The sequence below is a fragment of the Kitasatospora sp. NPDC058243 genome (assembly GCF_042882025.1).
Lineage (GTDB): Bacteria > Actinomycetota > Actinomycetes > Streptomycetales > Streptomycetaceae > Kitasatospora.
The window spans coordinates 219,322-244,460 of record NZ_JBHVWW010000002.1 but is presented as its reverse complement, the minus strand read 5'-3'; the positions used below and the strand labels follow the sequence as shown (position 1 = coordinate 244,460).

The window sequence follows — 25,139 nt, the reverse complement described above, 5'->3', positions numbered from 1 at the left end:
TGCTGCCGGAAAGGTAGTTGGGTATGCCGTCGGTCTTGAGGTCGCCGGGCCGGGCTACGGAGTACCCCTTCAGGTCGCCGGAGGCTGATCAAGCACCGCGAGAGCGTCAAGACGGTGCAGAAGCAGCTCGGCCGCGCCAAGCCGTCGATCACGCTCAACACCTACACGCACCTGTGGCCGGACGAGGAGGACACAACGAGGACGGCGATCGAGGCTGTCTTCAGTAGCGCACCCTCGATGTGCCTCCCCAGGCCAAGGCGTTGAGTGTCGGGTGGCGCTCTCACGGTAGGCATGTCGGCCGCGAAGCGGGTGGCCGCCGTTTGGACGTGCACCATCTACCACAGAGCCGTCGTGCAACGTGGGGTCATTTCTCGAACGTAAGTCCTTGGGGCCAACTGGCTTGATCTCAGGGCGCGTTGTCAGTTGCGTCCTCTACCGTGCGAGATGGAGTGTTCAACTCGACGAGGAGGACTGCCATGGCCGAGCAACTGCGTCGGAACTACAGCAACGCCACCGTGGCCGCGTTGATGACCCTGGCCCGAGGTGGATGTTACGCGCCGCGCTGCGGGGCTCCGACCGTACGCGTCATCGACGGGGAGCCGATGCTGAATCTCGACATCGCGCACATCCGAGCCCTCAAGCCGGAGGGGAAGCGGTTCGACGCGATGTGGACCCTGGAGCAGAGGAACAGCTTCGCCAACTTGTTGCTGCTGTGCAACGTGCACCATAAGCGGGTCGACGGGGCAGGCGGAGAGAACTACACCGTGGAGATCCTGGAGGAGTGGAAGCGCGTTCGTGAGGCGGACGGACGAGACGCCCTGGCGGGACTGAGCGGTCTGACCGAGGCGCGGCTGGTGGAGATGATCTACGAAGCGCAGGAAGCGTACGTCGAGCGGATCGGCCCCCTTTTGGGGAGCATCGCAAAGGAGATGCCAGAACTGGCGTCCCTGATGAAGGTCCTCAGGTCGGACCTGGAGGTGCTGCGCGGCAGCCGGTTGGGGGTCTCCGAGGACACGGCTTGGATGCTTCACGAGGCCAGCAACGGGCTCCAGCACCTTCAGGACAACGCCCCCTGGCTGCATGAGGCCAGCCGTGACCTGCGCCACCTTCAGGACAATGCCCCACTGCTCGCGAACGCCGCCAGCGCCCTCTCGCGGTTGGCTGATCTGCCGTCGTCGCTGAGCTCGGCTGCCGGTGACATCCGGAGCGCGGCTGCGGCGTTGGCGGACGCAAAGTACTGACGGGTTCCGGGCGCGACGCGGAATCGACTGAGGTGTCGATGACCGACTTGGTGCCCGCACCGCCGGTCAGAAGTCAGCCCTACTCGGCAAGGGCACAACGAGGGTCGTCGGTGGCGGTTGTCCCCGCCGAAGTGCCCTCGTTGTGCCCTGTGGCCACCTGGAGCCTGCGTTTCCGCCCCGCTGACCTGCGAGTCTGCGGCGATTGCGGCGCTGACCCGGAAAACTCCTGTCACGTGTTTTCCCCGCAACGTGATCTCGATCCCAGGTAGGCCCTAGCGGTTCGTCGCGAGGAAGCGGAGGTACCGGCGCAGGCCGAAGGCGCGGCGATGTTGTTCGACAGCCGTGGAGAGCTGGGCGACCAGCAGATTGTGGGCGGCGCTCGCGCTGGCGAGTTGGGCTTGTTGCTGGAGGAGCAACGCGCGCTGCTTCTGAGTAGCCGTCTGGTGCTGCTGCTTCTCCGTGTTGGCCTGCTGCTGGTGGGTGGTGATGCGCTGTTGGAGCTGAGTGCGCTTCAGTGAAGCCGCGCTCTCGGCCCGCGCGATGTCGGCTTCGTGCTGCTTCTTCTGCGCGGCGAACTGCTGGCGGATCGCCGTTCGCTCCTGCTGGCTCAGACTGGTCGGAGCCGACTTCTGGGCTCGTTGCTCTAGCGAGGTCCGCCAGCTTTCGAGTGCGGCGGCCCGGACTTCGCCAACGCCCGGAACCTTGACCTCCTGGCCGTTGGGCCTGATGAGGAACGCGTCGCGGTTGTTGTACCGGCTGCTCTGCATATACCGGACACCGGTGAAGTCGGCGGCCGTGCGGATGCCGGCGGCGACCAGCGCGGTGACTGTCCCCGAGCCCATATTGGAGAGCCTCTTGACCTCTTGAATGGAGGATCGGCCGAGTCTTTCCCGGACGTGTGTCCTGATCGCGAACGCCAGCGCGGCTTCCAGCCGCTTCTGCTCCGTGGTGGCCAGCGTGCTCAATTTCGTCCGGAGGCTGCCGGTCTCCTTGTTGAGCGCGCTCGTGATCCGGGCCTGTTCGTCGCGCAGTTTGGCCTGGAGGTTTTTGATCTGCTGATTGATCTGTGCGTCCCGGTGCGCGCTGACCTTGGCCAGGGCATCGATCTCCTCGCGGACCTTCTGCACTGCTGCCGCCGGGTCCTCCACCGTTCCCGCCTGCTGTTGAAGCGCCCGCAGCCGGGCTTTCGAGGCTTTGACCTCGGGACAGGAGGACCGCGTGGCCTGGAGGGCGCCACCGGACACGAGGAGAGCCCCGATCTGGGCAGCGGCCAGATAGCCGTAACCGGCGGGCATCACGCTGATGGCGGTCAGCGCCACGGGGGCGGCCGACCCGGTCAGTGCGAGGACGCCGGAGAGGACATCGGTCGCTCGGCGACGCGCGAAGCCCCCGGAGGTGATCGTGCCGGCACTCCCGCTGCTTCCCGCCGGGGCGTTGCGTGGTGGCGGGATGTGCCCGGCAAGCCAGGAGGGGGTTCCGTTCGCAGGGGCTGCCGTAGGAGTCGGACGCTGGGTCGAAATCGCACCGGCTGTGGACAGCGCCGGTACCGCGTGGGTGCCCGCAGTGAGCAGGCTGTGCGTTTGCGCGGCCAGCGCTCGAAGGTTCGGGTCCGCATGGGTCAGCAGCAGGCTCCAGACCAGCGAGGACCGCGGCTCCTTGAAGTCATCCTCCTTCAGAATCAGGAACTCTCCCTGATCGTCGTGCAGTTGAGCCCAGATGTCGGGATCGGTGGCAATCGCGACCAGGCTGAGGTGGATGATCCAGGACGAGAAGCGGTCCATCGAGGGGCCGAAGTCCGAGCTCGTGCGGCTCGGGGACTGGTAGTTGCGGTGGCCGTTCTCCGTGGACCCCTGTCCCTTGAGGTCCGGAACGTACATTCCGTCGTAGTCGACGAGGCGGAATGTGCAGTCGGACGCGACCAGGAGGTTTCCGTGCTGGAGGTCGCCATGGGCGATGCCGAGCTTCTCCAGGTCGGCCACCAGTGCGGAGAACTGCTCGGCAACCCTGAGGATGGCCGTCGAGTCCCGAACGTTCCGGTCGATCCAGGTGATCAGATTGGTGCCCTCCGCCCAGGCCATCTTCAGGGTCGGGTACCACTGGCCGGCGACGAGGACGCCCCGCGGCAGATACTCGATTCCGACCGGCCAGGGCTGGGACAGCTTGGCGTGCCTGAGGCCGGCGAGCTGCTTGCTGATGGCCTGGTAGCGGGCCTCCAGGGTGCTGCTGTCGCGGGTGAAGCACTTCAGCGCGTATCGCTGACCACCCGGGGCGGTGATGGAGAAGACGCTCGCGAAGTTCCCTGAGATCGCCTTCGGCCCGAGCACGGGGCTCTGCTGGACCGTACCGTGTTTGAGATCGGGGTCCTCGAAACACAGCGCGGGGTTCTGAAGGGCTTCCACATAGTTCGCGCCGGTCGGAAATCTGCGTCCGGCGACAGGTCCACCAGCGGGGGAGACCGCCATCACCCCTCCGTCTTCACCCGCACGCGAATGAGGGCTACGTCGTCGTTGCGCATCCGGGACTCGGCCCGCTCGTGATGGAGCCAGTCGGCGAATGTCTCCTCGCCCAGATCGGCGAGCCTGCCCAACTGCTTCCCTGCTCCGCCCGATTCGATCTCGGGGTGCGACAGCAGCCACGCCGCCAGGGCATCGGTTGCCAGGAGGATCTCGTCGTGTGTGCGCAGCTCGCCCGCTGCGGTCGACATCCGGCTGGCGATCAGCGTGGCGTCCCGGTTGCGGCTGCTCAGAAGTTGAGGGGTGATACCGAATCCGTGGCCGTCCGTGATGGGGAACGAAGTGACCAGGCGGTCGTCACGGAGGTGGAGGAGACAACTGTCGCCGAGGGCGAGGGCACGCCAGGCCCAGCGTGGCACCGCCTCGGAACCCTCCGGACCGGGAGGTACCGCCTGCACGTGAACGGCCGTCAGCGTTGCGAAGGCCCCCTTCTGCAGACCCGGTTGCTCGTACCAGGCGATCGGCCGCCCGCTGGCCGCCCGCTCCGCCTGGTACGTCGAGAGGTACCCGTCCCACTGGTCGACGGTGCGGGCCAGGAGATCCTCGACGAAGGCCCCGGACAGGACGCCCTGCCGATCCCCCCGCTCATCGGCAGCCACCATCGACGCGACCGCGCCCTTCACCAGTTGCCTGGCCCAAGCTCCGGCGAGCAGGCTCTCGGACGCCCCGTCGGACACGGCGGCGAAGAGCGAACTGGTGTCGGAAGACAACGAGGCCTCGATGGCGTCCTCGCACTCCTCCAACGAGTTGCCCGTCTTGGGCACGCGGAAGTGCTGGACGTCAAGGGGCGTTGAGTGCGCGCCCACGCCGTTCAGCGTAGTTCCGTGGCGCGCGTACCGATGTCGAGGAACTCGATGATGGACGTGATGTCGGCGTTGTAGACGAAACCGCGCGTGGCCTCGCTGACACGGTGGCCCTGCGAAGCGGTGTAGGAACGCATGTGGCTCGGCAGCACGCTCGACATGTGGAAGAGCAACCGGGAGTAGGTATCCGGGAGTTCGCTCTCGCTGTCGGGGAAGGTGACGGGAGTTCCGCTCGCCCCGGAGACGTGCAGGTTGAAGAGGAGCACCGGACCGTCGGCGGTGGCGTGCGAGGCGAGTCCGATGGCCGCGCTCGTGGGGTCGCCGTCGGTGGACTCGCCGTCCGTCAGGTTGAGGACGATGGGCGGGAAGCCGCCCGGGTGCTGGTCGACCCAGCGGGCGACCAGGGAGTCGGCGTAGCCGAGGGCCCGGGTCATCGGGGTGCCGCCGTTGGTGACCGGGTCCATCCAGACCGGGAACTGTACGGTCGTTTCGACGAGACCGCCGGCGCCGTCCGGAACCTTCTTCGTACGGCTCTCCAGACGGGCGGGGCTGTTCGCGATCTCGCTCAGCGGCACGAGGTCACGCCCGGCCAGCGCGCCGGTGAAGGCGGAGCCGACCTGGGTGTGGCCGTAGCCGATCACGGCGACGTGGAAGTAGTCGCGGACGCCTTCTTCCTTCGCGCACTTGACCGACAGCTCGGTCAGCAGCCGGTTGATGGCGTCGGACACGACCTGGGCGCGTTGCTGGACCGTCTCGCCGCTGCCGATGGGATCGCTCATCGAGGCGGACTGGTCCACCAGGAAGATGAAGCAGCCGGGGTTGGTGCGGCTGATTTCGGCGGTGTAAGGCATCTCGGTGACCCGGCTCCTCTTGCGCGACGGGGGACCGAATCGCACGGCACAGGAACACGTGCGGGAAAGCCTGACCCCCCAGGGAAGCCGATCGTAGCGGATGGTGTGCTATGGAGTCACCGTGTTCTGGAGCCGGAAGCCTCTGTGGCCGAACACCTCCGCGTTCACCCGTGGCGGGACGAGGAGGGCACAACGAGGACGGCGATCGGGGCTGTCCCCGCCGAAGTGCCCTCGTTGTGCCCTGTGGCCATCTGGAGCCTGCGTTTCCGCAGCTCAGCGGGGTCGACTAGCGGTAGTTCACGTACTGGATCGCGAAGTCCAGGTCCTTGCCCTTGAGCAGGGCCTGCACGGTCTGCAGGTCGTCGCGGCTCTTCGAGCTGACCCGCAGCTCGTCGCCCTGGACCTGCGCCTTGACGCCCTTCGGGCCCTCGTCGCGGATGATCTTCGCGACCTTCTTGGCATCCTCCGTGGAGATGCCCTCCTTGATGTCCGCGAAGATCTTGTACTCCTTGCCGGACAGCTGCGGCTCACCGGCGTCCAGGGCCTTGAGCGACAGTCCGCGCTTGATGAACTTGCCCTGTAGGACGTCCAGGATGGCCTTCACGCGCTCCTCGCCGTTGGCCTTCATCTCGATCTTCTCGCCGGAGCGGCTGATCTCGCCGCCGACGCCCTTGAAGTCGAAACGGGTGGCGATCTCACGGGAGGTCTGGTTGATCGCGTTGTCGACCTCCTGCCACTCGACCTTCGAGACGATGTCGAAACTGGAGTCGGCCATGGGTGTTGGTCTCCTTGATGTTCTGGCTTCACTGGCACGGCCTGCCCCACCGGGCGTCCGCCTCCCCAGCCTATCCAGCGGTACCCCGCCCCCGCCCCCGACAGCCACGCCGCGGCCCTTGATCATCACGTGACCTATCGAGTGGCGGAGCACCCCCCGGCATCAGGTATTGTTTACGACGTCGAACGGGGCGTACGCCCCGGGAGACGAAATCCTGGCTGGTTGCCCGAGCGGCCAAAGGGAGCAGACTGTAAATCTGCCGCGCAAGCTACGCAGGTTCGAACCCTGCACCAGCCACAGGATAGAGAACAGCCCCCGATCTGCGGAGACGCGGATCGGGGGCTGTTGTCGTTTTCGCGTCGCGTGAGGGCCGTGGCGGTGCCGGGCCGGTGGCCGGGCACACTTATTGCGCATTGCTTGCAATTACGGGCAGTAGGCAGCAGAGTGGGTGCGGGGGTGGGTGGGGCCGTTCAGCGTGATTGTGGTGGTGTCCCGGGTGTGCGTAGGGCGCGCCGGGGGTTCTTCGCAAGAGCTGGTCGTCTTCCCAACCGGCGCCCGCCGGGACAGCGGCCCACCCATCCCCGCCACCGCCCCCCGCCATGAGCTCTCCCGCGGTGCGTCAAGGGCCCGTCAATGGTTCCTGGGGCGGCGTCAGGAACGCGTAGGGGTCGGGGGAAGGGCAGGGGTGCGGCCCGCAGGATCGGAGGAACTACCGATCGCGGAGGTTCCGTCCGATGTCCAGCGCCATCACCACCCCGGCCGTCACGGCCGAACCCGAGCCGCCGGACGCCGGTGCGGGCGACGAGCGGCACCGGCTGAGTGCGCTGGGCGGTCTGTCGGCGCTGTCGTTGGACGCGATGGCCTCGGTCGCGTACGGGCCGGAGTCGATCGTGCTGGTGCTGGCCGCGGCCGGCGCGTACGGGCTGGGCTTCACGCTGCCGGTGACGGTGGCGATCGCGGTGCTGCTGGGCGTGCTGGTGGCGTCGTACCGGCAGGTGATCGCGGCGTTCCCGGACGGCGGCGGCGCGTACGCGGTGGCGAAGGAGCACCTGGGCCGGCGGACGGCGCTGACGGCGGCCGCCTCGCTGGTGATCGACTACATCCTGAACGTGGCGGTCTCGGTGACCGCGGGGGTGGCGGCGCTGACCTCGGCGGTGCCGAGCCTGTACGACGACCGGGTCTGGCTGTGCCTGGGCGTGCTGGCCTTGGTGACGGCGGTGAACCTGCGCGGGATCGCCGAGTCGGCGCGCTGGTTCATGGCGCCGACGGCCGTCTTCGTGGTGTCGATCCTGGCGATCATCGTGGTCGGCCTGTTCCGGGACGGCCCGGCGAGCACCGAGGCCGCCGCGGGCCACGCCTCGACGCTGGCCGAGAACGCCACGACCGTCGGCGCGCTGCTGCTGCTCAAGGCGTTCGCGGCCGGGTGCTCGGCGCTGACCGGGGTGGAGGCGGTGGCGAACGCCGTCCCGTCGTTCCGGACCCCGCGGGTGAGGCGGGCGCAGCACACCGAGGTGGCGCTCGGCGCCCTGCTCGGCGTGATGCTGATCGGGCTGGCCGTGCTGATCGGCCGTTTCCACCTCCAGCCGGTGGAGGGCGTCACGGTGCTGGCCCAGCTCGCCGACGCCTCGCTCGGCCACGGCGCCGCGTTCTACGTCGTCCAGTTCGCCACCGTGGTGCTGCTCGGGCTGGCCGCGAACACCTCCTTCGGCGGGCTGCCGGTGCTGCTGCACCTGCTCGCCCGGGACAACCACCTGCCGCACGTGTTCGCGCTGCGGGCCGACCGCCAGGTGCACCGGCACGGGGTGCTGTTCCTCGCCCTGGTGTCGGCGGCGCTGCTGGTCGGCTCGGGCGGGGACGTGAACAGCCTGGTGCCGCTGTTCTCGATCGGCGTGTTCGTCGGGTTCACGATCTGTCAGGTCGGCATGGTCCGGCACTGGTCCGTGCACCGGCCGGCCGGCTGGGCGTGGAAGGCCGCGCTGAACGGGTTCGGCGCGCTGCTCACCGGGGTCGCGACGGTGGTGGTGACCGGCACCAAGTTCACCGAGGGCGCCTGGGGCATCGTGGTGGCGCTGCCGCTGCTGGTGGTGCTGTTCGAGGCGGTGCACCGCAGCTACGGGCTGATCGGCGAGCGGCTGGAACTGGGTCGGGTGCCGGGCGCGGTGACCCGCCAGCGCAGCCTGGTCGTCGTGCCGGTGACGGCCATCACCCGGCTCACCCGGGACGGCCTGTCGGCGGCGCTGTCGCTCGGCGACGAGGTGCTGGCGGTGACGGTGGTGCACGAGCAGTCCGAGGCGGAGGCGCTGCGGCGGGACTGGGAGCTGTGGCAGCCGGGCGTGCCGCTGGTGGAGATCCCGGAGGACCGCCGCCGGCTGGGCCAGCCGATCGCCGCGTTCGTGAACCGGCTCGGCGAGGAGCACGCCTACGACCGGCTGACGGTGCTGATCCCTGAGGTGGAGCCGGCCCGCTGGTGGCAGCGGGCGCTGCAGAACCGGCGCGGCGCCGTGATCGACCGCGCGCTGCGCCGGCACACCGACGCGGTGGTCTGCCGGATGCGGATGCGGATGTGACCCGGGCCGGTGCAGCCGAGGTGTCGGGCGGCCTGGCGGGGCTTTCGGGAGAGGCGCCCCGGTGGGCGTCCACACCTTGGACGCCCGATAACAACCTGGCATCTTGACGCGGTCTTAACGGGGCACTCTTGACGCCCTCGATACGCCCGGCGCCCACCCGCCCGCAGCGGCTCTGACCTGCGGGAAGGCCTTTGATCTGGTGGGTGCCGGGCGATCTCCACAACGAATTCCGTTGCGTTTTCCCGACCTAACCTCACATTTGTGTTCAACGTGCCCCAGGCGCTCAAGCGCCTCGTCATCGGCCGGGCCATGCGCAGCGAGGAGCTCGGCGAGACGCTGCTGCCCAAGCGGCTGGCGCTGCCGATCTTCGCCTCCGACCCGCTCTCCTCGGTCGCCTACGCGACCCAGGAGATCCTGCTGGTGCTCACCGTCGGTGGCGCCGCCTTCCTCTACCTGACCCCGTGGGTCGCGGCCGGTGTGGTCGCGCTGATGGCGGTCGTGGTGATGTCCTACCGCCAGGTGGTGCACGCCTACCCGAGCGGCGGCGGCTCGTACGAGGTGGTGTCCCGCAACCTCGGCGCCAACTCCGGTCTGGTGGTGGCCGCCTCGCTGCTGGTCGACTACGTGATGACGGTCGCGGTGTCGGTGGCCTCCGGGGTGGACAACATCATCTCGGCGGTGCCCTCGCTGGCCGGTCACCGGGTCTGGCTGGCGCTGGGCTTCGTGCTGCTGCTGATGGCGGTGAACCTGCGCGGCGTCCGGGAGTCCGGCAAGGCCTTCGCCGCGCCGACGTACCTGTTCATCGGCGGCATCCTGCTGATGGTGGTCACCGGGCTGGTCCGGGTCGCGCTCGGCGACGCGCCGGTGGCGTCCAGCGCCTCGTACGGGATCCTCCCGGAGGAGGGCAAGGACACGGTGGCCGGCCTCGGCCTGCTGATGCTGGGCCTGCGGGCGTTCGCCTCCGGCTGTACGGCGCTGACCGGGGTGGAGGCGATCTCCAACGGCGTCCCGGCGTTCCGGGCGCCGAAGGCGAGGAACGCCGCGCGCACCATGGCCGTGATGGGCACCACGGCCGTGGTGATGTTCGCCGGCATCACCGCCCTCGCGCTGATCGCCAAGGTGCACATCACCGAGGGCGGCGCCTGCCGGCTGACCGGCTTCCCCGGCGACTGCGCGAGCACGCCCCAGCAGACCGTGATCGCCCAGCTCGCGGCGGCGATCTTCGGCGGCGACCACAGCGTGCTGTTCTACGCGATCCAGGCGGTCACCGCGCTGGTGCTGATCCTGGCCGCCAACACCGCCTTCAACGGCTTCCCGCTGCTGGCGTCGATCCTGGCCGAGCACCGCTACCTGCCCCGGCAGATGCACACCCGCGGGGACCGGCTGGCCTTCTCCAACGGCATCATCGCGCTCGCGGTGGTGGCCGGCGGGCTGCTCTGGCTGTACGACGCGAACGTCACCAGCCTGATCCACCTGTACATCCTGGGCGTCTTCACCTCGTTCACGCTGTCCCAGATCGGCATGGTCCGGCACTGGAACCGGGCGCTGGCCACCGAGACCGACCCGGTGGTGCGCCGCTCGGCGCTGCGCTCCCGGGTGATCAACGCCTTCGGCGCGGTCGTCACCGCGCTGGTGCTGGTGATCGTGCTGCTCACCAAGTTCACCCAGGGCGCCTGGCTGGCCGTGGTCGCCGCGCTGGTGCTGTGGCTGATGATGCGCGGCATCCGCCGGCACTACGACGGCGTCGCCGCCGAGCTGGCGGTGGACGACCCGGAGGCCGAGTCGGCGCGGCCCGCCCGGGTGCACGGGATCGTGCTGGTGTCCAAGCTGCACAAGCCGACGCTGCGGGCGCTCGGCTACGCGGAGGCGTTCCGGCCGGACTCGCTGGAGGCGCTGACGGTGGCGGTGGAGCCGGAGGCCACCGGGGAGTTGGAGCGGCAGTGGACGGAGGCCGGCGTCCGGGTGCCGCTGAAGGTGCTGGACTCGCCGTACCGGGAGATCACCAAGCCGGTGCTGGCGTACGTGCGGGAGCACCGCCGGGACAGCCCCCGGGAGGCGGTCGCCGTGTTCATCCCGGAGTACGTGGTCGGCCGCTGGTGGGAGCACCTGCTGCACAACCAGTCGGCGCTGTGGTTGAAGAGCCGGCTGCTGTTCACGGCGGGCGTGATGGTGATCAGCGTGCCGTGGCAGCTGACCTCCTCCGGGCGCGCGGGCGGCCCGTCGCGCCGGGCGCCCGGCGCGGTGCGCCGGGGCGAGCCTGCCCCGGGGAGCGGGTACGAGCGGCTCCCGGCGCCGGAGAAGGTCTGACCGGAGCAGTAGCCGGCCCCCCTCGGCCCCGGCCGCACGAGTCCGCACGAGCCCGCACCCCCACCCGCACCCCCACCCGTACGGAAGCCCCGGAATCCCGGGGCTTCCGGCGTTCCGGCGCCGGGCCGATCACGGCCTGATGACGACGGTCACGGCCCGGTGAAGCGGGCGTCAAGGTCGCGTCAACGTCCCGCAGTCACCCGTATGGAGGGCGTCAGGGAGCCATAACGCGCCTCTGACGGCTGCTTTGCTGCATCTGCCGGTCGTCCGCCGGCGCCGCGCGAAGCCCCCGGCCCGCCCGCGGCAGTCTCCCGAACCGCTCTGGTGGAGCCCATGTCCGATCTCATCTACGTCGGTGTCACGGTCGCCGTGTTCGCCGTCATCGCCCTGATCGCGCGGGGGGTGGAGAAGCTGTGAGCGCGGAGAACATCGCAGGTCTGATCGTGGCCGTCGCGCTCGTCGGCTATCTCGTCGTGGCGCTGATCTTCCCGGAGAAGTTCTGACATGGGATCCACTCTCGCGGGCTGGCTGCAGGCCCTTGCCCTGGTCGGGGCACTGGCCCTGTGCTACCGCCCCCTTGGCGACTACATCGCCAAGCTCCTCACCACCACCAAGCACCTCAGAGTCGAGCGCGGCATCTACAAGGTGATCGGCGTCGACGGCGACGCCGATCAGCGCTGGCCGGTGTACCTCCGCTCGGTGCTGGCCTTCTCGGCCGTCTCCGTCCTCTTCCTCTACGGCCTGATCCGCCTCCAGGGCTACCTGCTGCTGAACCTGGGTGTTCCGCAGATGGAGGGCCACCAGGCCTGGAACACCGCGATCTCGTTCGTCGCCAACACCAACTGGCAGTCCTACGCCGGTGAGTCCGCGATGGGCCACCTGGCGCAGATGGCGGGCCTGGCGGTGCAGAACTTCGTCTCCGCGGCCGTCGGCATCGCCGTCGTCGGCGCGCTGATCCGGGGCTTCACCCGCAACCGGACCGACCGGGTCGGCAACTTCTGGGTGGACCTCACCCGGATCAACCTGCGCCTGCTGCTGCCGATCTCGATCGTCTTCGCCCTGGTCCTGGCCGCCTCCGGCGTGATCCAGAACTTCCACGGCTTCCACGAGGTGGCCACGCTCAGCGGCGACGTGCAGAAGATCCCGGGCGGCCCGGTGGCCTCCCAGGAGGTCATCAAGCTGCTCGGCACCAACGGCGGCGGCTTCTTCAACGCCAACTCCGCGCACCCGTTCGAGAACCCGACCGGCTTCTCCAACCTGGTCGAGATCTTCCTGATCCTGCTGATCCCGTTCGCGCTGCCGCGGGCCTTCGGCCGGATGGTGGGGGACAACCGCCAGGGCTACGCGATCCTCGCCGTGATGGGCCTGTTCTGGGTCGCCTCGACCGCCCTGCTCACCTTCGCCGAGTCGCAGCACCAGGGCACCGCCCTGCAGGCCGCGGGCGCCGCGATGGAGGGCAAGGAGCAGCGCTTCGGCATCGCCGCCTCCGGCCTGTTCGCCGCCTCGACCACGCTGACCTCGACCGGCGCGGTGAACTCCTTCCACGACTCGTACACGCCGTTCGGCGGCGGGCTGACGGTCTTCAACATGATGCTGGGCGAGATCGCGCCCGGCGGTGTGGGATCCGGCCTGTACGGCATGCTCGTGCTGGCGATCGTCGCGGTGTTCGTCGCCGGCCTGATGGTCGGCCGCACCCCCGAGTACCTGGGCAAGAAGCTCGGCGGCCGGGAGATGAAGTTCGCCTCGCTGTACATCCTCACCACGCCGACCCTGGTGCTGGTCGGCACGGGCCTGGCGATGGCCCTGCCGGGGGAGCGGGCCGGGATGCTCAACTCGGGCGCCCACGGCTTCTCCGAGGTGCTGTACGCCTTCACCTCGGCCGCCAACAACAACGGCTCGGCCTTCGGCGGCATCACCGTCAACACCGACTGGTACGACACGGCGCTCGGCCTGGCGATGATCTTCGGCCGCCTCCTGCCGATCGTCTTCGTCCTGGCGCTGTCCGGTTCGCTCGCCCAGCAGCAGCCGGTCCCGGCCACCCCGGGCACCCTGCCCACCCACAAGCCGCTGTTCGTGGGCCTGCTGTCGGGCGTCATCCTGATCGTCGTCGGCCTCACCTACTTCCCGGCCCTGGCTCTCGGGCCGATCGCGGAAGGTCTCTCCTGATGTCCACCCCTACGCTCAACCCCGCACCGGCCGACAAGGCCGAGCCCGCCGCGCAGCACAGAGTGGCCAGCGGCCTGCTCGACCCGAAGCTGATCGTCGCGTCCCTGCCGGACGCGGTGAAGAAGCTCGACCCCCGGGTGATGGTCAAGAACCCGGTCATGTTCGTGGTCGAGGTCGGCTCGGTGGTCACCACCGTCTCCGCGATCGCCAGCCCGTCCGTGTTCGCCTGGTCCATCACCGTCTGGCTCTGGCTCACCACGATCTTCGCCAACCTGGCCGAGGCCGTCGCCGAGGGCCGCGGCAAGGCCCAGGCCGACACCCTGCGCAAGACCAAGACCGAGAGCGTCGCCCGCCGGCTCACCGACTGGCCCGCCACGCAGGCCGAGGAGGAGGTGCCGGGCACCGCGCTGCGGCTCGGCGACCACGTGGTGGTCGAGGCCGGGCAGATCATCCCCGGCGACGGCGACGTCGTCGAGGGCGTCGCGAGCGTCGACGAGTCGGCGATCACCGGCGAGTCCGCGCCGGTCATCCGCGAGTCCGGTGGTGACCGCTCGGCGGTGACCGGCGGCACCAAGGTGCTGTCCGACCGGATCGTGGTGAAGATCGCCTCGGAGCCCGGCAAGTCGTTCATCGACCGGATGATCGCCCTGGTCGAGGGCGCCGCCCGGCAGAAGACGCCGAACGAGATCGCGCTGAACATCCTGCTCGCCTCGCTGACCATCGTCTTCCTGGTCGCCGTGGTGACCCTGCAGCCGATGGCCACCTACGCGGGCGCCCCGCAGTCGATGATCGTCCTGGTCGCCCTGATCGTGGCGCTCATCCCGACCACCATCGGCGCGCTGCTCTCCGCGATCGGCATCGCCGGCATGGACCGGCTGGTGCAGCGCAACGTGCTGGCGATGTCCGGCCGGGCCGTCGAGGCGGCCGGCGACGTCAACACCCTGCTGCTGGACAAGACCGGCACCATCACCCTGGGCAACCGCCAGGCCGCCGAGTTCCTGCCCGCTCCGGGCGTGTCCACCGAGGAACTGGCCAGCGCCGCGCAGCTGTCCTCCCTCGCGGACGAGACCCCGGAGGGCCGCTCGATCGTGGTCCTCGCCAAGACCGAGTACGGCCTGCGGGCCCGCGCCCAGGGCGAGCTGACGCACGCCACCTGGGTCCCGTTCACCGCCCAGACCCGGATGTCCGGCGTCGACCTGGACGAGGCCGAGGCGGTCCACCAGGTCCGCAAGGGTGCGGCCGGCGCGGTCACCAACTGGGTGACCGAGAACGGCGGTTCGGTCGGCAACGAGGTCTCCGCCCTGGTCGACGGGATCTCCGCGGCCGGCGGCACCCCGCTGGTGGTGGCGACCAAGGTCGGCGCCAAGCCGGCCCGCGTCCTCGGGGTCATCCACCTCAAGGACGTGGTCAAGGAGGGCATGCGGGAGCGCTTCGACGAGCTCCGCCGGATGGGCATCAAGACCATCATGATCACGGGCGACAACCCGCTGACCGCCAAGGCGATCGCGGAGGAGGCGGGCGTGGACGACTTCCTCGCCGAGGCCACCCCCGAGGACAAGATGGCGCTGATCAAGAAGGAGCAGGAGGGCGGCAAGCTGGTCGCGATGACCGGCGACGGCACCAACGACGCCCCCGCGCTCGCCCAGGCCGACGTCGGCGTGGCCATGAACACCGGGACCATGGCGGCCAAGGAGGCCGGCAACATGGTCGACCTGGACTCCAACCCGACCAAGCTGATCGAGATCGTCGAGATCGGCAAGCAGCTGCTGATCACCCGTGGTGCGCTGACCACCTTCTCGATCGCCAACGACGTGGCCAAGTACTTCGCGATCATCCCCGCGATGTTCGCCGGGGTCTACCCGGGCCTGAGCCACCTCAACATCATGGGCCTGCACAGCCCGCAGTCCGCGATCACCTCGGCGATCATCTTCAACGCCCTGGTCATCATCGGCCTGATCCCGCTCGCCCTGCGCGGCGTGCGCTACCGCCCGTCCGACGCCAGCTCCCTGCTGCGCCGCAACATCGGGGTCTACGGCTTCGGCGGTCTGGTGGTGCCGTTCGTCGGCATCAAGCTGATCGACCTGATCGTCCAGTTCATCCCCGGCCTGAGCTGAGAGAGGAGAATCCGATGTCCAAGCCCCTGCCGACGACCGTCCGCACCCACTTCACCGCACTGCGGGCGCTGCTGGTGCTCACCGCGATCCTCGGGATCGCCTACCCGCTGCTGGTCACCGGGATCAGCCAGGTCGCCTTCACCGAGAAGGCCAACGGCTCGCTCGTGAAGTCCGACGGCAAGGAGGTCGGTTCCAGCCTGATCGGCCAGAACTTCAACCTCCCGAAGAAGAACCCCGACGACCCGAAGGAGGAGGCGCAGCCGGACCCGAAGTGGTTCCAGCCCCGCCCCTCCGCGGCCGGGACCGGCTACGACTCGTCCTCGTCCGGCGCCTCCAACCTCGGCCCGAACAGTGACGACCTGCTGAAGGCCGTCAACGACCGCCGTGCCGCCGCCGCCGAGTTCGACGGCGTCGCCCCGGAGAGCGTCCCGGCCGACGCGCTGACCGCCTCCGGCTCCGGCCTCGACCCGTACATCTCGGTCGCCTACGCCGAGGAGCAGGTGAGCCGGGTCGCCAAGACCCGGAACCTGTCGGCGGAGGCGGTGCGCAAGCTGGTCGAGAAGTACACCGAAGGCCGCTCGCTCGGCTTCCTCGGACAGGAGGGCGTCAACGTCCTCCTGCTGAACCGGGCCCTCGCGGAACAGAAGTGACCGGCCGAACAGAGATGGCCGGCGGAACAGAAGTGACAGGTCAACGGCTGGATCCGTGAAACAGGCCGACCCGGGCCGGGGCACCACCCCGCGCCCGGGTCGGCCGCCGTACGTCCCGACCCCGGCCCGAGGACGCCCTGGCGGCAGCCCTCGCAGGAACGAAAGAGCAGTGCCCATGGCCCGCGACCTCACCCCCGGCACCGGCATCCGCAAGGGCCGGCTGAGGGTGTACCTCGGTTCCGCCCCGGGGGTCGGCAAGACCTACCGGATGCTGGACGAGGCCCGGCGCAGACAGGAGCGCGGGGCCGACGTCGCGGTCGGGTACATCGAGTGCCACGGCCGCCGCCACACCGAGGGCATGCTGGACGGCCTTGAAGTCCTGCCGCGTGTCCAACGCTCCTACCGCGACGCCGAGTTCGACGAGATGGACATCGATGCGGTGCTCGCCCGCCGCCCGTCCGTCGTGCTGGTCGACGAACTGGCGCACACCAACATCCCCGGCGGCCGCCACGCCAAGCGCTGGCAGGACGTCGAGGAACTGCTGGCCGCCGGGATCGACGTCATCACCACCGTCAACATCCAGCACCTGGAATCGCTGAACGACGTCGTCCAGAAGATCACCGGCATCCCGCAGCGCGAGACCGTCCCGGACGAGGTGGTCCGCCGGGCCGACCAGATCGAACTCGTCGACATGGCCCCGCAGGCGCTGCGCCGCCGGATGGCCCACGGCAACGTCTACAGGGCGGAGAAGGTGGACGCCGCGCTCTCCAACTACTTCCGGGTCGGCAACCTCACCGCCCTGCGCGAACTCGCCCTGCTCTGGGTGGCCGGGCGGGTCGACGAGGGCCTGCGCGACTACCGGGCCAGCCACAACATCGACCGCGTCTGGGAGACCCGCGAACGCGTCGTGGTCGCCCTCACCGGCGGCCCCGAGGGCGAGACCCTGATCCGCCGCGCCGCCCGGATCGCCGACCGCACCGCCGGCGGCGACCTGCTGGCCGTCCACGTCACCCGCAGCGACGGTCTGGCCGGCGCCTCCTCCGGCGCGCTCGCCCAGCAGCGCCAGCTGGTCGAGACCCTCGGCGGCAGCTACCACGTGGTGGTCGGCGACGACATCCCCACCGCGCTGCTCACCTTCGCCCGCGCCCACGACGCCACCCAGCTGGTGCTCGGCACCAGCCGCCGCGGCCGGATCAACCGCTTCCTCACCGGCCCCGGCATCGGCGAGACCACCGTGGACGACTCCGAGGACATCGACGTCCACATGGTCACCCACGAGTTCACCGGCCGCGGCCGGCTGCCCTCGCTCGGCCGCCGCCACTCCAAGCGCCGCACCATCGCTGGCTACGCCGCCGGCCTCGTGGTGCCCTGGCTGCTGACCGCGCTCCTGTCCCAGGCGCACGAGAGCATCAACCTCACCACCGACGCGCTGATCTTCCAGCTCGGCGTGGTCATCGTCGCTCTGCTCGGCGGCGCCACCTCCGCCCTGCTGGCCTCGGTCAGCGCCTCGCTGCTGCTCAACTACTACTTCATCCCGCCGATACACGCCCTGACCATCGGCGAGACCAACAACATCGTCGCCCTGGTCGTCTTTGCCTCCGTCGCGCTCGCCGTCGCCACCATCGTCGACCACGCCAGCCGGCTCACCAGTCGCGCCGCCCGTGCCACCGCCGAGGCCGAGACCCTCTCCACCCTGGCCGGCAGCGTGCTGCGCGGCGCCGACGCCCTGTCCGCCCTGATGGAGAAGTCCCGGACGGCCTTCGGCATGCAGGCCGTCGCCCTGCTCTCCCGGGTCGACGACGAGGTGCTCGCCCACTCCGAGGCCGAGCACCAGGACGACGCCGACGGGCAGAGCGAGACCACCGAGGTGCCGGTCGGCGCGGACGCCGTCCTGGTCCTCACCGGCCGCCGACTGCCGGCCGCCGACCAGCGCGTCCTCACCGCCTTCGCCGCGCACGTCGCCGTCGCGCTGGAACGCGACCGGCTCGCCGTGGTCGCCGCAGAGGTCGAGCCGATCAAGGCCGCCGACCGGATGCGCACCGCCCTGCTCGCCGCCGTCAGCCACGACCTGCGCACCCCGCTCGCCGCCGCGCTCGCCTCGGTCGGCTCGCTGCGCAGCCCCGACGTCGAGTTCTCGCCCGAGGACCAGGCCGAACTGCTCGCCACCGCCGACGAGTCGCTGGTCAAGCTCACCCGCCTGGTCGACAACCTGCTCGACATGAGCCGCCTCCAGGCCGGCGCGCTCACCCTGCACCTCGCCGAGACCCACCTCGACGAGATCCTGCCCCGGGCGCTCGACAGCCTCCCCGACCCGTACGCCCCGATCCAGCCGCTCGACCTGGACACCGCGCCGCCGGTGCTCGCCGACCCGCCGCTGCTGGAGCGGGTGCTCGCCAACGTGATCACCAACGCGCTGCGCTACAACGCGCCCGGCGCGCCCGTCCTGGTCACCGCCAGCCACCACGCCGACCAGGTCGAGATCCGGGTGATCGACCGCGGCCCCGGCATCGCCCCCGAGGAGCGGGACCGGGTCTTCCTGCCCTTCCAGCGCCTCGGCGACACCGACAACACCACCGGTGTCGGTCTCGGCCTCGCGCTCTCCCGCGGCCTGGCCGAGGCCATGGGCGGCAGCCTGGAGGTCGAGGACACCCCCGGGGGCGGCACCACCATGCTGCTCACCCTGCCCGCCGCCACTCGGGAGGAGCCCGTACATGAGTGGACGAACTGAACGAACCGCCGAAAGCTGCGTGTCCCGCGAAGCGACCGCCGAGCGGAGCGAGGTGGCCGCATGAGCGAGATCCTGATCGTCGACGACGAACCGGCCCTGCTGCGCACGCTGCGGATCAACCTCAGCGCCCGGCAGTACGCCGTGCGGACGGCCGCCAGCGGCGGCGAGGCGCTGGACCGCGCCGCGCACTCCGCCCCGGACGCCGTGCTGCTCGACCTCGGCCTGCCGGACCTGGACGGCATGGACGTGCTGCGCGGCCTGCGCACCCGCAGCGCGATGCCGATCATCGTGCTCTCCGGCCGGTCCGGCGCCGCCGACAAGGTGGGCGCCCTCGACGCGGGCGCGGACGACTACCTCACCAAGCCGTTCCTGATGGAGGAACTGCTGGCCCGGCTGCGCGCCGTGCTGCGCCGGCCGCTGGGCGGTGCCCCGCTGGGCCGGCCGGTGATAGGCGACCACACCGTCGACCTGACGGCCACCACGGTGACCGGCCCGCGGGGCCCGGTGCGGCTCACCCCGACCGAGTGGCGGATCCTCGCCCTGCTGGTGGCCAACCCGGGCCGGCTGGTGCCCGGGCGGCAGATCCTGCGGGAGGTGTGGGGGCCGGCCCAGGAGGCGCGCGGCAACTACCTGCGGGTCTACCTGGCCGGGCTGCGCCGCAAGTTGGAGCGTGACCCGGGCCGCCCGCGGCACCTGATCACCGAACCGGGGATCGGGTACCGGTACGAGCCCTGAGCGCCCCCCGGCCGCCGCCGCGTCAACGACCCGTCAAGAGCGGGCCGGAGACCGACAGGGGAGCGTCAAGGCAGGCCCGGAGCGGTGTTCCGTGGGCGTAGCGTCAGTGCTGACCGAGCGGGCCCGGCTCCAATGTGGGGGAGGCCCGGGACCGCTCCAGCCGCCGTTGAACGGCGGCCAGCAGGTGGGGGAGGGGCGCGCGACATCCGTCGCGCGCCCCTTGAATTTTCCCGAGGGGCCGCTCAGCCTCCGCCGGTGCTCCCGGACTGCCGGGGCAGCGCCAGCGCCACGGTGTCCGCGAACTCCCGCACCGCGCTCGTCCGGCTGACCACCCGGCCGCTGTGCACCACCAGCCGGCTGTGGCCGCCCGCGAGCGCCCCGGCCAGGCTGTCCCCGCGCACCGCCAGCAGCTCCGCCGGGAACCCGGCGTCCACCCGGACCGGCGGCAGCCCGAGCGCCGCCCGGGCCTGGTTCGCCACCGCGTCGTACGCCGCCTCCAGGTCCAGCTCCCCGCCCGCCGCCAGCAGGTACGCCGACTCCAGCGGATCCGCCCGGCCGACCGGGTTGGACTGGTCCCGCAGCGCGCCGCTGCCGGCCGCCAGCGGCACCCGGGCCTCCGTCAACTCCCGCAGCAGGCCCGGCCGCAGCCCTGGCACCCGGCCCTCCAGCCCGGTGCAGCCGCCGTTCTGCGGCAGGCAGACCACCCGCACCCCGCCGGCCGCCAGCACCGTGGACGCACCCCGGGTCAGCGCCCCGCACGGCCCGAGTGTCACCCGCGGCCGCAGCGGGGCCAACGCGCTGACCAGCCGCGCGAGTTGGGCCGGATCACCGGCCGTGGTGTGCAGGTCCACCGGGCAGTCCGCCTCCCGGGCGGCCTCCAGCAGCACCTGGACGTACCCGGCCGGATCCGGGTCCAGCTCCGGGCAGCCGCCGGCCGCGGTGGCGCCCAGCTTGAGCGCGTCGCGCAGTTGCGCCCGGCCGTCGGCGCCGGCCCGGCCGGTGAGCAGCCGGGGCATCGCCACCGCCTGGAGTTCGGCCAGACCGCGCAGCGCCTGCCGGGCGGTGAGCACCGCCTCCAGCCGACGCAGCCCGTGCACGTCGCCGATCCGGACGTGGGTGCGCTGGGCGGTGGCGCCGTAGCCGAGCGAGGCGAGTGCGGCCTCGGTGACCCGCCGGGTGAGGTCGCCGGGGCTCTCCGGCGGCGGGGCGGACAGGGCGGCCGAGAAGGCGGTGTCGTAGTGGGCGTGCGCCTCGGCGGGGGCCGGCAGCAGCAGGTAGCCCTTGAGGTCGATCCGGGCGCCGGTGGTGACGGTGGGTGCGCCGGGCAGGGCGGGCAACGGGCCGAGGCTGCCGACGGTGCCGACGGCCTGGATCCGGTCCCCGCTGATCCGGACGTCCACCACCCGCCCGTCGGCCAGCCGGGCGCCGGTGAGCAGGAGGACCGGTCCGTGCCCGAGCGGGTTGGCTGTCGGGCCGGAGCCGGAGTGCGGTCCGTCGGCGGCTGCGCTGTCCATCGCAGGCTCCTTCCCGCGCTGGCCCGTCCGGTCGGCCGGACCGTCCTGATCCCGGGTCGTCCTGACGCCCCGGGCCGTCCCCGTCGATGAGGGTCGAGCCTATGGCGCGTGGGGGCGGGGCGCTCGGAGGCGGGCAATAGTCGTATCGGGTCGGGCCGTGCGGCTGGTGGGCCGATCGAACGCGGGGCCTTGGATCGTCCGTCCGTTCACCTCGCCGACCTGCGGTCTTCGCGTCGGGATACGGATTTCACCTCTGGGCGCGGAACGTGTAATCTCTTCCTCGTTCGCCCCTATAGCTCAGTCGGTAGAGCGTCTCCATGGTAAGGAGAAGGTCTGCGGTTCGATTCCGCATGGGGGCTCTGGTGAAAAGCAGTCGGCTTCGGTTGTGCTGCGGATCACTGTGGCGGTGTAGCTCAGTTGGTAGAGCAAGCGGCTCATAATCGCTGTGTCACCGGTTCAAGTCCGGTCACCGCTACCCCGCGTAGTCGGTCGGGAGATCGCACTCCCGGTCGGCTACTCTTGTTGTGTTCTTATTCGTTGTCCCAGGAAGGCACTCCCGTGGCTGCCACCGACGTCCGCCCGAAGATCACGCTGGCCTGCGTGGAGTGCAAGGAGCGGAACTACATCACCAAGAAGAACCGGCGTAACGACCCGGACCGTCTTGAGATGAAGAAGCACTGCCCCCGCTGCAACTCGCACACCGCGCACCGCGAGACCCGCTGACCCTCTCGCAGGGCATCGGGCCTGTGTGACAGGTCTTGAGCTCCGGGCCGCATCCCTCAGGGGGTGCGGCCCGGAGTTTTTCGCGTATGCACCCATGCGCGCCCCGCCGGCGGCAACGGCCGCCGGATCCACCGTGCTTCCGAGGAGTTGCCCCATGGCACTCGACCCCTCCTTCATCGGGCGGACCTACCCGCCCACCGAGCCGTACGAGGTCGGCCGGGAGAAGATCCGCGAGTTCGCGATCGCGATCGGGGACACCAATCCGGCGTTCACCGATCCGGCGGTGGCGAAGGCGCTGGGCCACCCCGACGTGATCGCCCCGACGACCTTCCCGTTCGTGATCACCTACCAGGCGGCCTCCCAGGTGGTCGAGGACCCGGAGCTGGGCCTGGACTACAGCCGAGTGGTGCACGGGGACCAGAAGTTCTCCTACTCCCGCCCGGTGCTGGCCGGCGACCGGCTGACGGTCGCGGTCACCATCGACAACATCAAGTCGCTGGCGGGCAACGACGTGCTCACCGTGCGTGGCGAGGTGTCGGACGCGATCGGCGAGCACGTGGTGACGTCGGTCATGACGCTGGTGGCCCGGGCCGCCGACGAGACGGGGAAGTGAACACGATGGCGATCAGCTACGACGAGGTCGAGGTCGGCACCCAGCTGCCGGCGCAGTCCTTCCCGGTGACCCGCGACACCCTGGTGCGGTACGCGGGCGCCTCCGGCGACTTCAACCCGATCCACTGGAACGAGAAGTTCGCCGTGGAGGTCGGCCTGCCGGACGTCATCGCGCACGGAATGTTCACCATGGCTGCGGCCATTCGGGTGGTCACCGACTGGGTCGGCGACCCGGCCGCGGTGGTCGAGTACGGCGTCCGCTTCACCCGCCCCGTCCCGGTGCCGAACGACGGCGTCGGCGCGGTGGTCGAGGTGTCGGCGAAGGTCGCCAAGCTGCTGGACGACCGCAAGGTGCAGGTCGACCTGCTGGCCACCACCGGCGGGCAGAAGGTGCTCGGGATGTCCAGGGCGGTCGTCCGGCTCGCCTAGGCCCCTCTTTCGGCCGCGGCGGGGCCCGTCCGACGGGATTCCCGCCGCGCCCGTCGGCCTTGCGAAGATAGTGATTGGCCACTAACTTTGTCCGCATGGCGAGGGCGAGCATGCGGATGAGTGCGGAGGAGCGGCGCGAGAGCGTCGTTCGCGCCGCAGTGATCGAATTCGCCAGGAGCGGCTACCGGGGGACGTCCACCGAGGCGATCGCCCGCCGGGTGGGTGTCTCGCAGCCGTACCTGTTCCGGCTGTTCCCCGGCAAGCAGGCGATCTTCACGGCCGCCGCCGAGCGCTGCATCGAGGAGACCTGGAAGGTCTTCGACGAGGCCTCGGTCGGGCTGACCGGGCCGGCGGCCGCCCAGGCGATGTCCGAGGCGTACCTGGGCCTGGTCGCGGACGGCGAGCAGCTCATGATGCAGATGCAGCTCTACGTCTCGGTGTTCGCGGCCCGGACGACCGGCGAGGACGAGATCGGGGAGACCGCCCGCAGGCTCTGGGAGGAGCTGTTCGAGCGGGTCAGGGGCCGGATCGGCGGTGACGTGCAGGGCACCGCGGAGTTCTTCGCGTACGGGATGCTGATCAACACGCTGGTGGCGCTGGGGTACCCCCGGGACCACCGGATCTGGAGCGGCCTGGGCTTCGGGGAGCACGAAGAGCACGAAGAGCGCGGCGAGGGCGGGGAGTAGCGGGCCGCACGGTGGAGTCCGTGCGGCCTTTTTTCGGGCCTCGAAAGTTAGTGATCAATAACTATCTAAGACCCCTGGGGGGAAACCATGACGGAGAGAACGGAAGAACAGGGCCTGGGACGGCTCGGTGTCTGGACGCTGGTGATCACCAGCGTCGCGGGCTTCATGGCCAGCCTGGACAACCTGGTCGTCACCACCGCGCTGCCGTCCATCCGCGAGGACCTCGGCGGCGGGCTGTCCGACCTGGAGTGGACGGTCAGCGCCTACACCCTGTCCTTCGCCGTCCTGCTGATGTTCGGCGCCGCGCTCGGCGACCGGTTCGGCCGCCGCCGGATCTTCCTGGTCGGGCTCACGCTCTTCACCGTCGGCTCCGCCGCGGCCGCCCTCTCGCCGGGCATCGGCGCGCTGATCGCCGCCCGCGCCGTCCAGGGCGCCGGCGCCGCGGTCTCCATGCCGCTCACCCTCACCCTGCTCACCGCCGCGGTGCCGGCGGCCAGGCGGGGTCTGGCCTTCGGCATCTGGGCGGGCGTCAACGGCCTGGCCGTCGCCACCGGACCGCTGGTCGGCGGGACGCTCACCGAGCACTTCTCCTGGCAGTGGATCTTCTGGGTGAACGTCCCGGTCGGCCTCGTCCTGATCCCGCTCGCCGCCCTCAAGCTCCGCGAGAGCCGGGGCGCCAACCCGGCGCTGGACGTGGTCGGCACGATCCTGGTCAGCCTGGGCCTGTTCGGCGTCGTCCTCGGCCTGATCCGCGGCAACCCGAACGGCTGGACCAGCCCGCTGGTGCTCGGCTCCCTGATCGGCGGCGTCGCGCTGCTCACCGCCTTCGTGCTCTACGAGCAGCGCTGGGCCCGGCACCCGATGCTCCCGATGCGACTGTTCCGCAGCCGGGCCTTCTCCGCCGTCAACGCCTCCGGCCTGCTGATGTTCCTCGGCATGTTCGGCTCGATCTTCCTGATCAGCCAGCACCTGCAGAGCGTGGGCGGCTACAGCCCGCAGGAGGCCGGCATCCGGATGCTCCCGTGGACCGGCATGCCGCTGATCGTCGCCCCGATCGCGGGCATCCTGGCCGACCGGTTCGGCGGCCGCCCGATCGTGGTCACCGGGCTGCTGCTGCAGGGCGCCGGCCTGGCGATGTACGCGGCGGTCACCGGCGGCAGCACCGGCTACGACTACGCCGCCGAGATCCCCGCCGTGGTGATCTGCGGCATCGGCATGTCGCTGTACTTCGCCCCGACCGCCGCCCTGGTGATGGACAGCGTCCGGCCGGAGGAGCAGGGCATCGCCTCCGGCGCCAACAACGCGCTGCGCGAGGTCGGCGGCGCGCTCGGCGTGGCCGTCCTCTCGGCGGTGTTCTCGGCGCAGGGCGGGTACACGTCGGAGCAGTCCTTCATCGACGGGCTGGTGCCCGCGCTGTACGTCGGCGCCGGGGTGGTGGCGGTCGCGGCGGTCTGCGCGTTCTTCCTCCCGCGCCGGGTGAAGCCCGCGGCCGTCGCCGACGAGCCGGCGGCCGTGGAGCCGGAGCAGGCCGGTGCCGAGCAGACCGGTGCCGAGCGGGCCGAGGACGCGGCGCCCGTCCACGCCGAGGCCTCGAAGGCCTGACCGGCCGATCCGGGTGCGGGGACGCGGATGGACGGGCGGCCAGCCACGACCCCGTACCCTGGTGCGTGTGCCTATCGGAAACGACACCCCCCTCTCCCAGCTGAACCCTCTTCGGCCCCAGGG

19 protein-coding genes and 3 tRNA genes are annotated in these 25,139 nt (G+C 70.5%); 17 read left to right on the top strand and 5 right to left on the bottom strand.

Annotated elements, in window-relative coordinates; all coding sequences use genetic code 11:
* The first annotated feature begins 476 nt into the window (after window positions 1-476).
* Window positions 477-1,241, top strand: coding sequence for a hypothetical protein (locus ACFVX9_RS02820; protein ID WP_380480732.1), 765 nt, complete (start codon window positions 477-479; stop codon window positions 1,239-1,241).
* A gap of 272 nt (window positions 1,242-1,513) precedes the next feature.
* Here ACFVX9_RS02820 and ACFVX9_RS02815 read toward each other — a convergent pair whose 3' ends face one another.
* The 4 genes from ACFVX9_RS02815 to ACFVX9_RS02800 form a co-directional block, all read right to left on the bottom strand.
* A complete protein-coding gene (locus ACFVX9_RS02815; protein WP_380369653.1) occupies window positions 1,514-3,703 on the bottom strand; it encodes a hypothetical protein in 2,190 nt (729 codons plus the stop codon).
* Window positions 3,703-4,560, bottom strand: a complete 858-nt coding sequence (locus ACFVX9_RS02810) for a hypothetical protein (protein WP_380369650.1) — start codon at window positions 4,558-4,560, stop codon at window positions 3,703-3,705. Before ACFVX9_RS02810 ends, ACFVX9_RS02815 begins: the two co-directional genes overlap by 1 nt.
* A 5-nt stretch (window positions 4,561-4,565) precedes the next feature.
* A complete protein-coding gene (locus tag ACFVX9_RS02805) occupies window positions 4,566-5,408 on the bottom strand; it encodes a vWA domain-containing protein (protein WP_380369647.1) in 843 nt (280 codons plus the stop codon).
* 286 nt (window positions 5,409-5,694) lie between these two features.
* Window positions 5,695-6,183, bottom strand: a complete 489-nt coding sequence (locus tag ACFVX9_RS02800; protein ID WP_063348915.1) for a YajQ family cyclic di-GMP-binding protein — start codon at window positions 6,181-6,183, stop codon at window positions 5,695-5,697.
* A 216-nt stretch (window positions 6,184-6,399) separates the two neighbouring features.
* Here ACFVX9_RS02800 and ACFVX9_RS02795 point away from each other — a divergent pair.
* From ACFVX9_RS02795 to ACFVX9_RS02755, 9 genes are all read left to right on the top strand, one after another.
* Window positions 6,400-6,480 (top strand) — tRNA-Tyr (locus ACFVX9_RS02795).
* 437 nt (window positions 6,481-6,917) lie between these two features.
* Complete coding sequence (locus ACFVX9_RS02790; RefSeq protein ID WP_387980037.1) at window positions 6,918-8,750, top strand: APC family permease; 1,833 nt, start codon at window positions 6,918-6,920, stop codon at window positions 8,748-8,750.
* A gap of 309 nt (window positions 8,751-9,059) precedes the next feature.
* Entirely contained in the window at window positions 9,060-11,057 is a 1,998-nt protein-coding gene (locus ACFVX9_RS02785) for an APC family permease (protein WP_380489321.1), read from the top strand.
* Window positions 11,058-11,470: 413 nt separating this feature from the next.
* Entirely contained in the window at window positions 11,471-11,560 is a 90-nt protein-coding gene (gene kdpF, locus ACFVX9_RS02780; protein WP_037971201.1) for a K(+)-transporting ATPase subunit F, read from the top strand.
* Between the two features lies 1 nt (window position 11,561).
* Window positions 11,562-13,223, top strand: a complete 1,662-nt coding sequence (kdpA, locus tag ACFVX9_RS02775) for a potassium-transporting ATPase subunit KdpA (protein WP_380369638.1) — start codon at window positions 11,562-11,564, stop codon at window positions 13,221-13,223.
* Window positions 13,223-15,337: a potassium-transporting ATPase subunit KdpB gene (gene kdpB, locus ACFVX9_RS02770; protein ID WP_063348922.1), complete on the top strand. Its 2,115-nt coding sequence runs from the start codon at window positions 13,223-13,225 to the stop codon at window positions 15,335-15,337. The genes kdpA and kdpB overlap by 1 nt, the downstream gene beginning before the upstream one ends.
* Window positions 15,338-15,351: 14 nt before the next feature.
* Window positions 15,352-15,987, top strand: a complete 636-nt coding sequence (gene kdpC / locus ACFVX9_RS02765) for a potassium-transporting ATPase subunit KdpC (RefSeq protein WP_380480738.1) — start codon at window positions 15,352-15,354, stop codon at window positions 15,985-15,987.
* A gap of 175 nt (window positions 15,988-16,162) precedes the next feature.
* On the top strand, window positions 16,163-18,715 hold the full coding sequence (locus tag ACFVX9_RS02760) for an ATP-binding protein (RefSeq protein ID WP_387980034.1): 2,553 nt from the start codon (window positions 16,163-16,165) through the stop codon (window positions 18,713-18,715).
* 60 nt (window positions 18,716-18,775) lie between these two features.
* Entirely contained in the window at window positions 18,776-19,450 is a 675-nt protein-coding gene (locus ACFVX9_RS02755; protein ID WP_363580044.1) for a response regulator, read from the top strand.
* A gap of 242 nt (window positions 19,451-19,692) precedes the next feature.
* On the opposite strand, the gene ACFVX9_RS02750 is transcribed toward ACFVX9_RS02755, so the two are convergent.
* Window positions 19,693-20,964, bottom strand: a complete 1,272-nt coding sequence (locus ACFVX9_RS02750; RefSeq protein WP_063348926.1) for a hypothetical protein — start codon at window positions 20,962-20,964, stop codon at window positions 19,693-19,695.
* 286 nt (window positions 20,965-21,250) lie between these two features.
* Here ACFVX9_RS02750 and ACFVX9_RS02745 point away from each other — a divergent pair.
* The 7 genes from ACFVX9_RS02745 to ACFVX9_RS02715 all read left to right on the top strand — a co-directional run bounded on the left by ACFVX9_RS02745 (window position 21,251) and on the right by ACFVX9_RS02715 (window position 25,016).
* A tRNA-Thr gene (locus ACFVX9_RS02745) sits at window positions 21,251-21,323 on the top strand.
* Between the two features lie 43 nt (window positions 21,324-21,366).
* Window positions 21,367-21,439: transfer RNA gene (locus ACFVX9_RS02740), tRNA-Met, on the top strand.
* An 83-nt stretch (window positions 21,440-21,522) separates the two neighbouring features.
* Window positions 21,523-21,687, top strand: coding sequence for a 50S ribosomal protein L33 (rpmG, locus tag ACFVX9_RS02735; protein WP_006604855.1), 165 nt, complete (start codon window positions 21,523-21,525; stop codon window positions 21,685-21,687).
* 154 nt (window positions 21,688-21,841) lie between these two features.
* Window positions 21,842-22,300, top strand: coding sequence for a MaoC family dehydratase N-terminal domain-containing protein (locus ACFVX9_RS02730; protein ID WP_363369376.1), 459 nt, complete (start codon window positions 21,842-21,844; stop codon window positions 22,298-22,300).
* Between the two features lie 5 nt (window positions 22,301-22,305).
* Window positions 22,306-22,728, top strand: coding sequence for a MaoC family dehydratase (locus tag ACFVX9_RS02725; protein WP_063351327.1), 423 nt, complete (start codon window positions 22,306-22,308; stop codon window positions 22,726-22,728).
* A 95-nt stretch (window positions 22,729-22,823) separates the two neighbouring features.
* Window positions 22,824-23,414 carry a TetR/AcrR family transcriptional regulator gene (locus ACFVX9_RS02720; RefSeq protein WP_387980031.1) on the top strand — a complete coding sequence of 197 codons (591 nt, stop codon included), beginning with the start codon at window positions 22,824-22,826 and terminating at the stop codon, window positions 23,412-23,414.
* Window positions 23,415-23,501: 87 nt separating this feature from the next.
* Window positions 23,502-25,016, top strand: coding sequence for an MFS transporter (locus tag ACFVX9_RS02715; RefSeq protein WP_387980029.1), 1,515 nt, complete (start codon window positions 23,502-23,504; stop codon window positions 25,014-25,016).
* The last annotated feature ends 123 nt before the right edge of the window (window positions 25,017-25,139 follow it).

Coding starts and splice junctions, on each gene's coding strand:
- ACFVX9_RS02820 (WP_380480732.1), top strand. CDS start 477: ATGGCCGAGCAACTGCGTCGGAACTACAGCAACGCCACCGTGGCCGCG.
- ACFVX9_RS02815 (WP_380369653.1), bottom strand. CDS start 3,703: ATGGCGGTCTCCCCCGCTGGTGGACCTGTCGCCGGACGCAGATTTCCG.
- ACFVX9_RS02805 (WP_380369647.1), bottom strand. CDS start 5,408: ATGCCTTACACCGCCGAAATCAGCCGCACCAACCCCGGCTGCTTCATC.
- ACFVX9_RS02800 (WP_063348915.1), bottom strand. CDS start 6,183: ATGGCCGACTCCAGTTTCGACATCGTCTCGAAGGTCGAGTGGCAGGAG.
- ACFVX9_RS02790 (WP_387980037.1), top strand. CDS start 6,918: ATGTCCAGCGCCATCACCACCCCGGCCGTCACGGCCGAACCCGAGCCG.
- ACFVX9_RS02785 (WP_380489321.1), top strand. CDS start 9,060: ATGCGCAGCGAGGAGCTCGGCGAGACGCTGCTGCCCAAGCGGCTGGCG.
- kdpA (WP_380369638.1), top strand. CDS start 11,562: ATGGGATCCACTCTCGCGGGCTGGCTGCAGGCCCTTGCCCTGGTCGGG.
- kdpB (WP_063348922.1), top strand. CDS start 13,223: ATGTCCACCCCTACGCTCAACCCCGCACCGGCCGACAAGGCCGAGCCC.
- kdpC (WP_380480738.1), top strand. CDS start 15,352: ATGTCCAAGCCCCTGCCGACGACCGTCCGCACCCACTTCACCGCACTG.
- ACFVX9_RS02760 (WP_387980034.1), top strand. CDS start 16,163: ATGGCCCGCGACCTCACCCCCGGCACCGGCATCCGCAAGGGCCGGCTG.
- ACFVX9_RS02755 (WP_363580044.1), top strand. CDS start 18,776: ATGAGCGAGATCCTGATCGTCGACGACGAACCGGCCCTGCTGCGCACG.
- ACFVX9_RS02750 (WP_063348926.1), bottom strand. CDS start 20,964: ATGGACAGCGCAGCCGCCGACGGACCGCACTCCGGCTCCGGCCCGACA.
- ACFVX9_RS02730 (WP_363369376.1), top strand. CDS start 21,842: ATGGCACTCGACCCCTCCTTCATCGGGCGGACCTACCCGCCCACCGAG.
- ACFVX9_RS02725 (WP_063351327.1), top strand. CDS start 22,306: ATGGCGATCAGCTACGACGAGGTCGAGGTCGGCACCCAGCTGCCGGCG.
- ACFVX9_RS02720 (WP_387980031.1), top strand. CDS start 22,824: ATGGCGAGGGCGAGCATGCGGATGAGTGCGGAGGAGCGGCGCGAGAGC.
- ACFVX9_RS02715 (WP_387980029.1), top strand. CDS start 23,502: ATGACGGAGAGAACGGAAGAACAGGGCCTGGGACGGCTCGGTGTCTGG.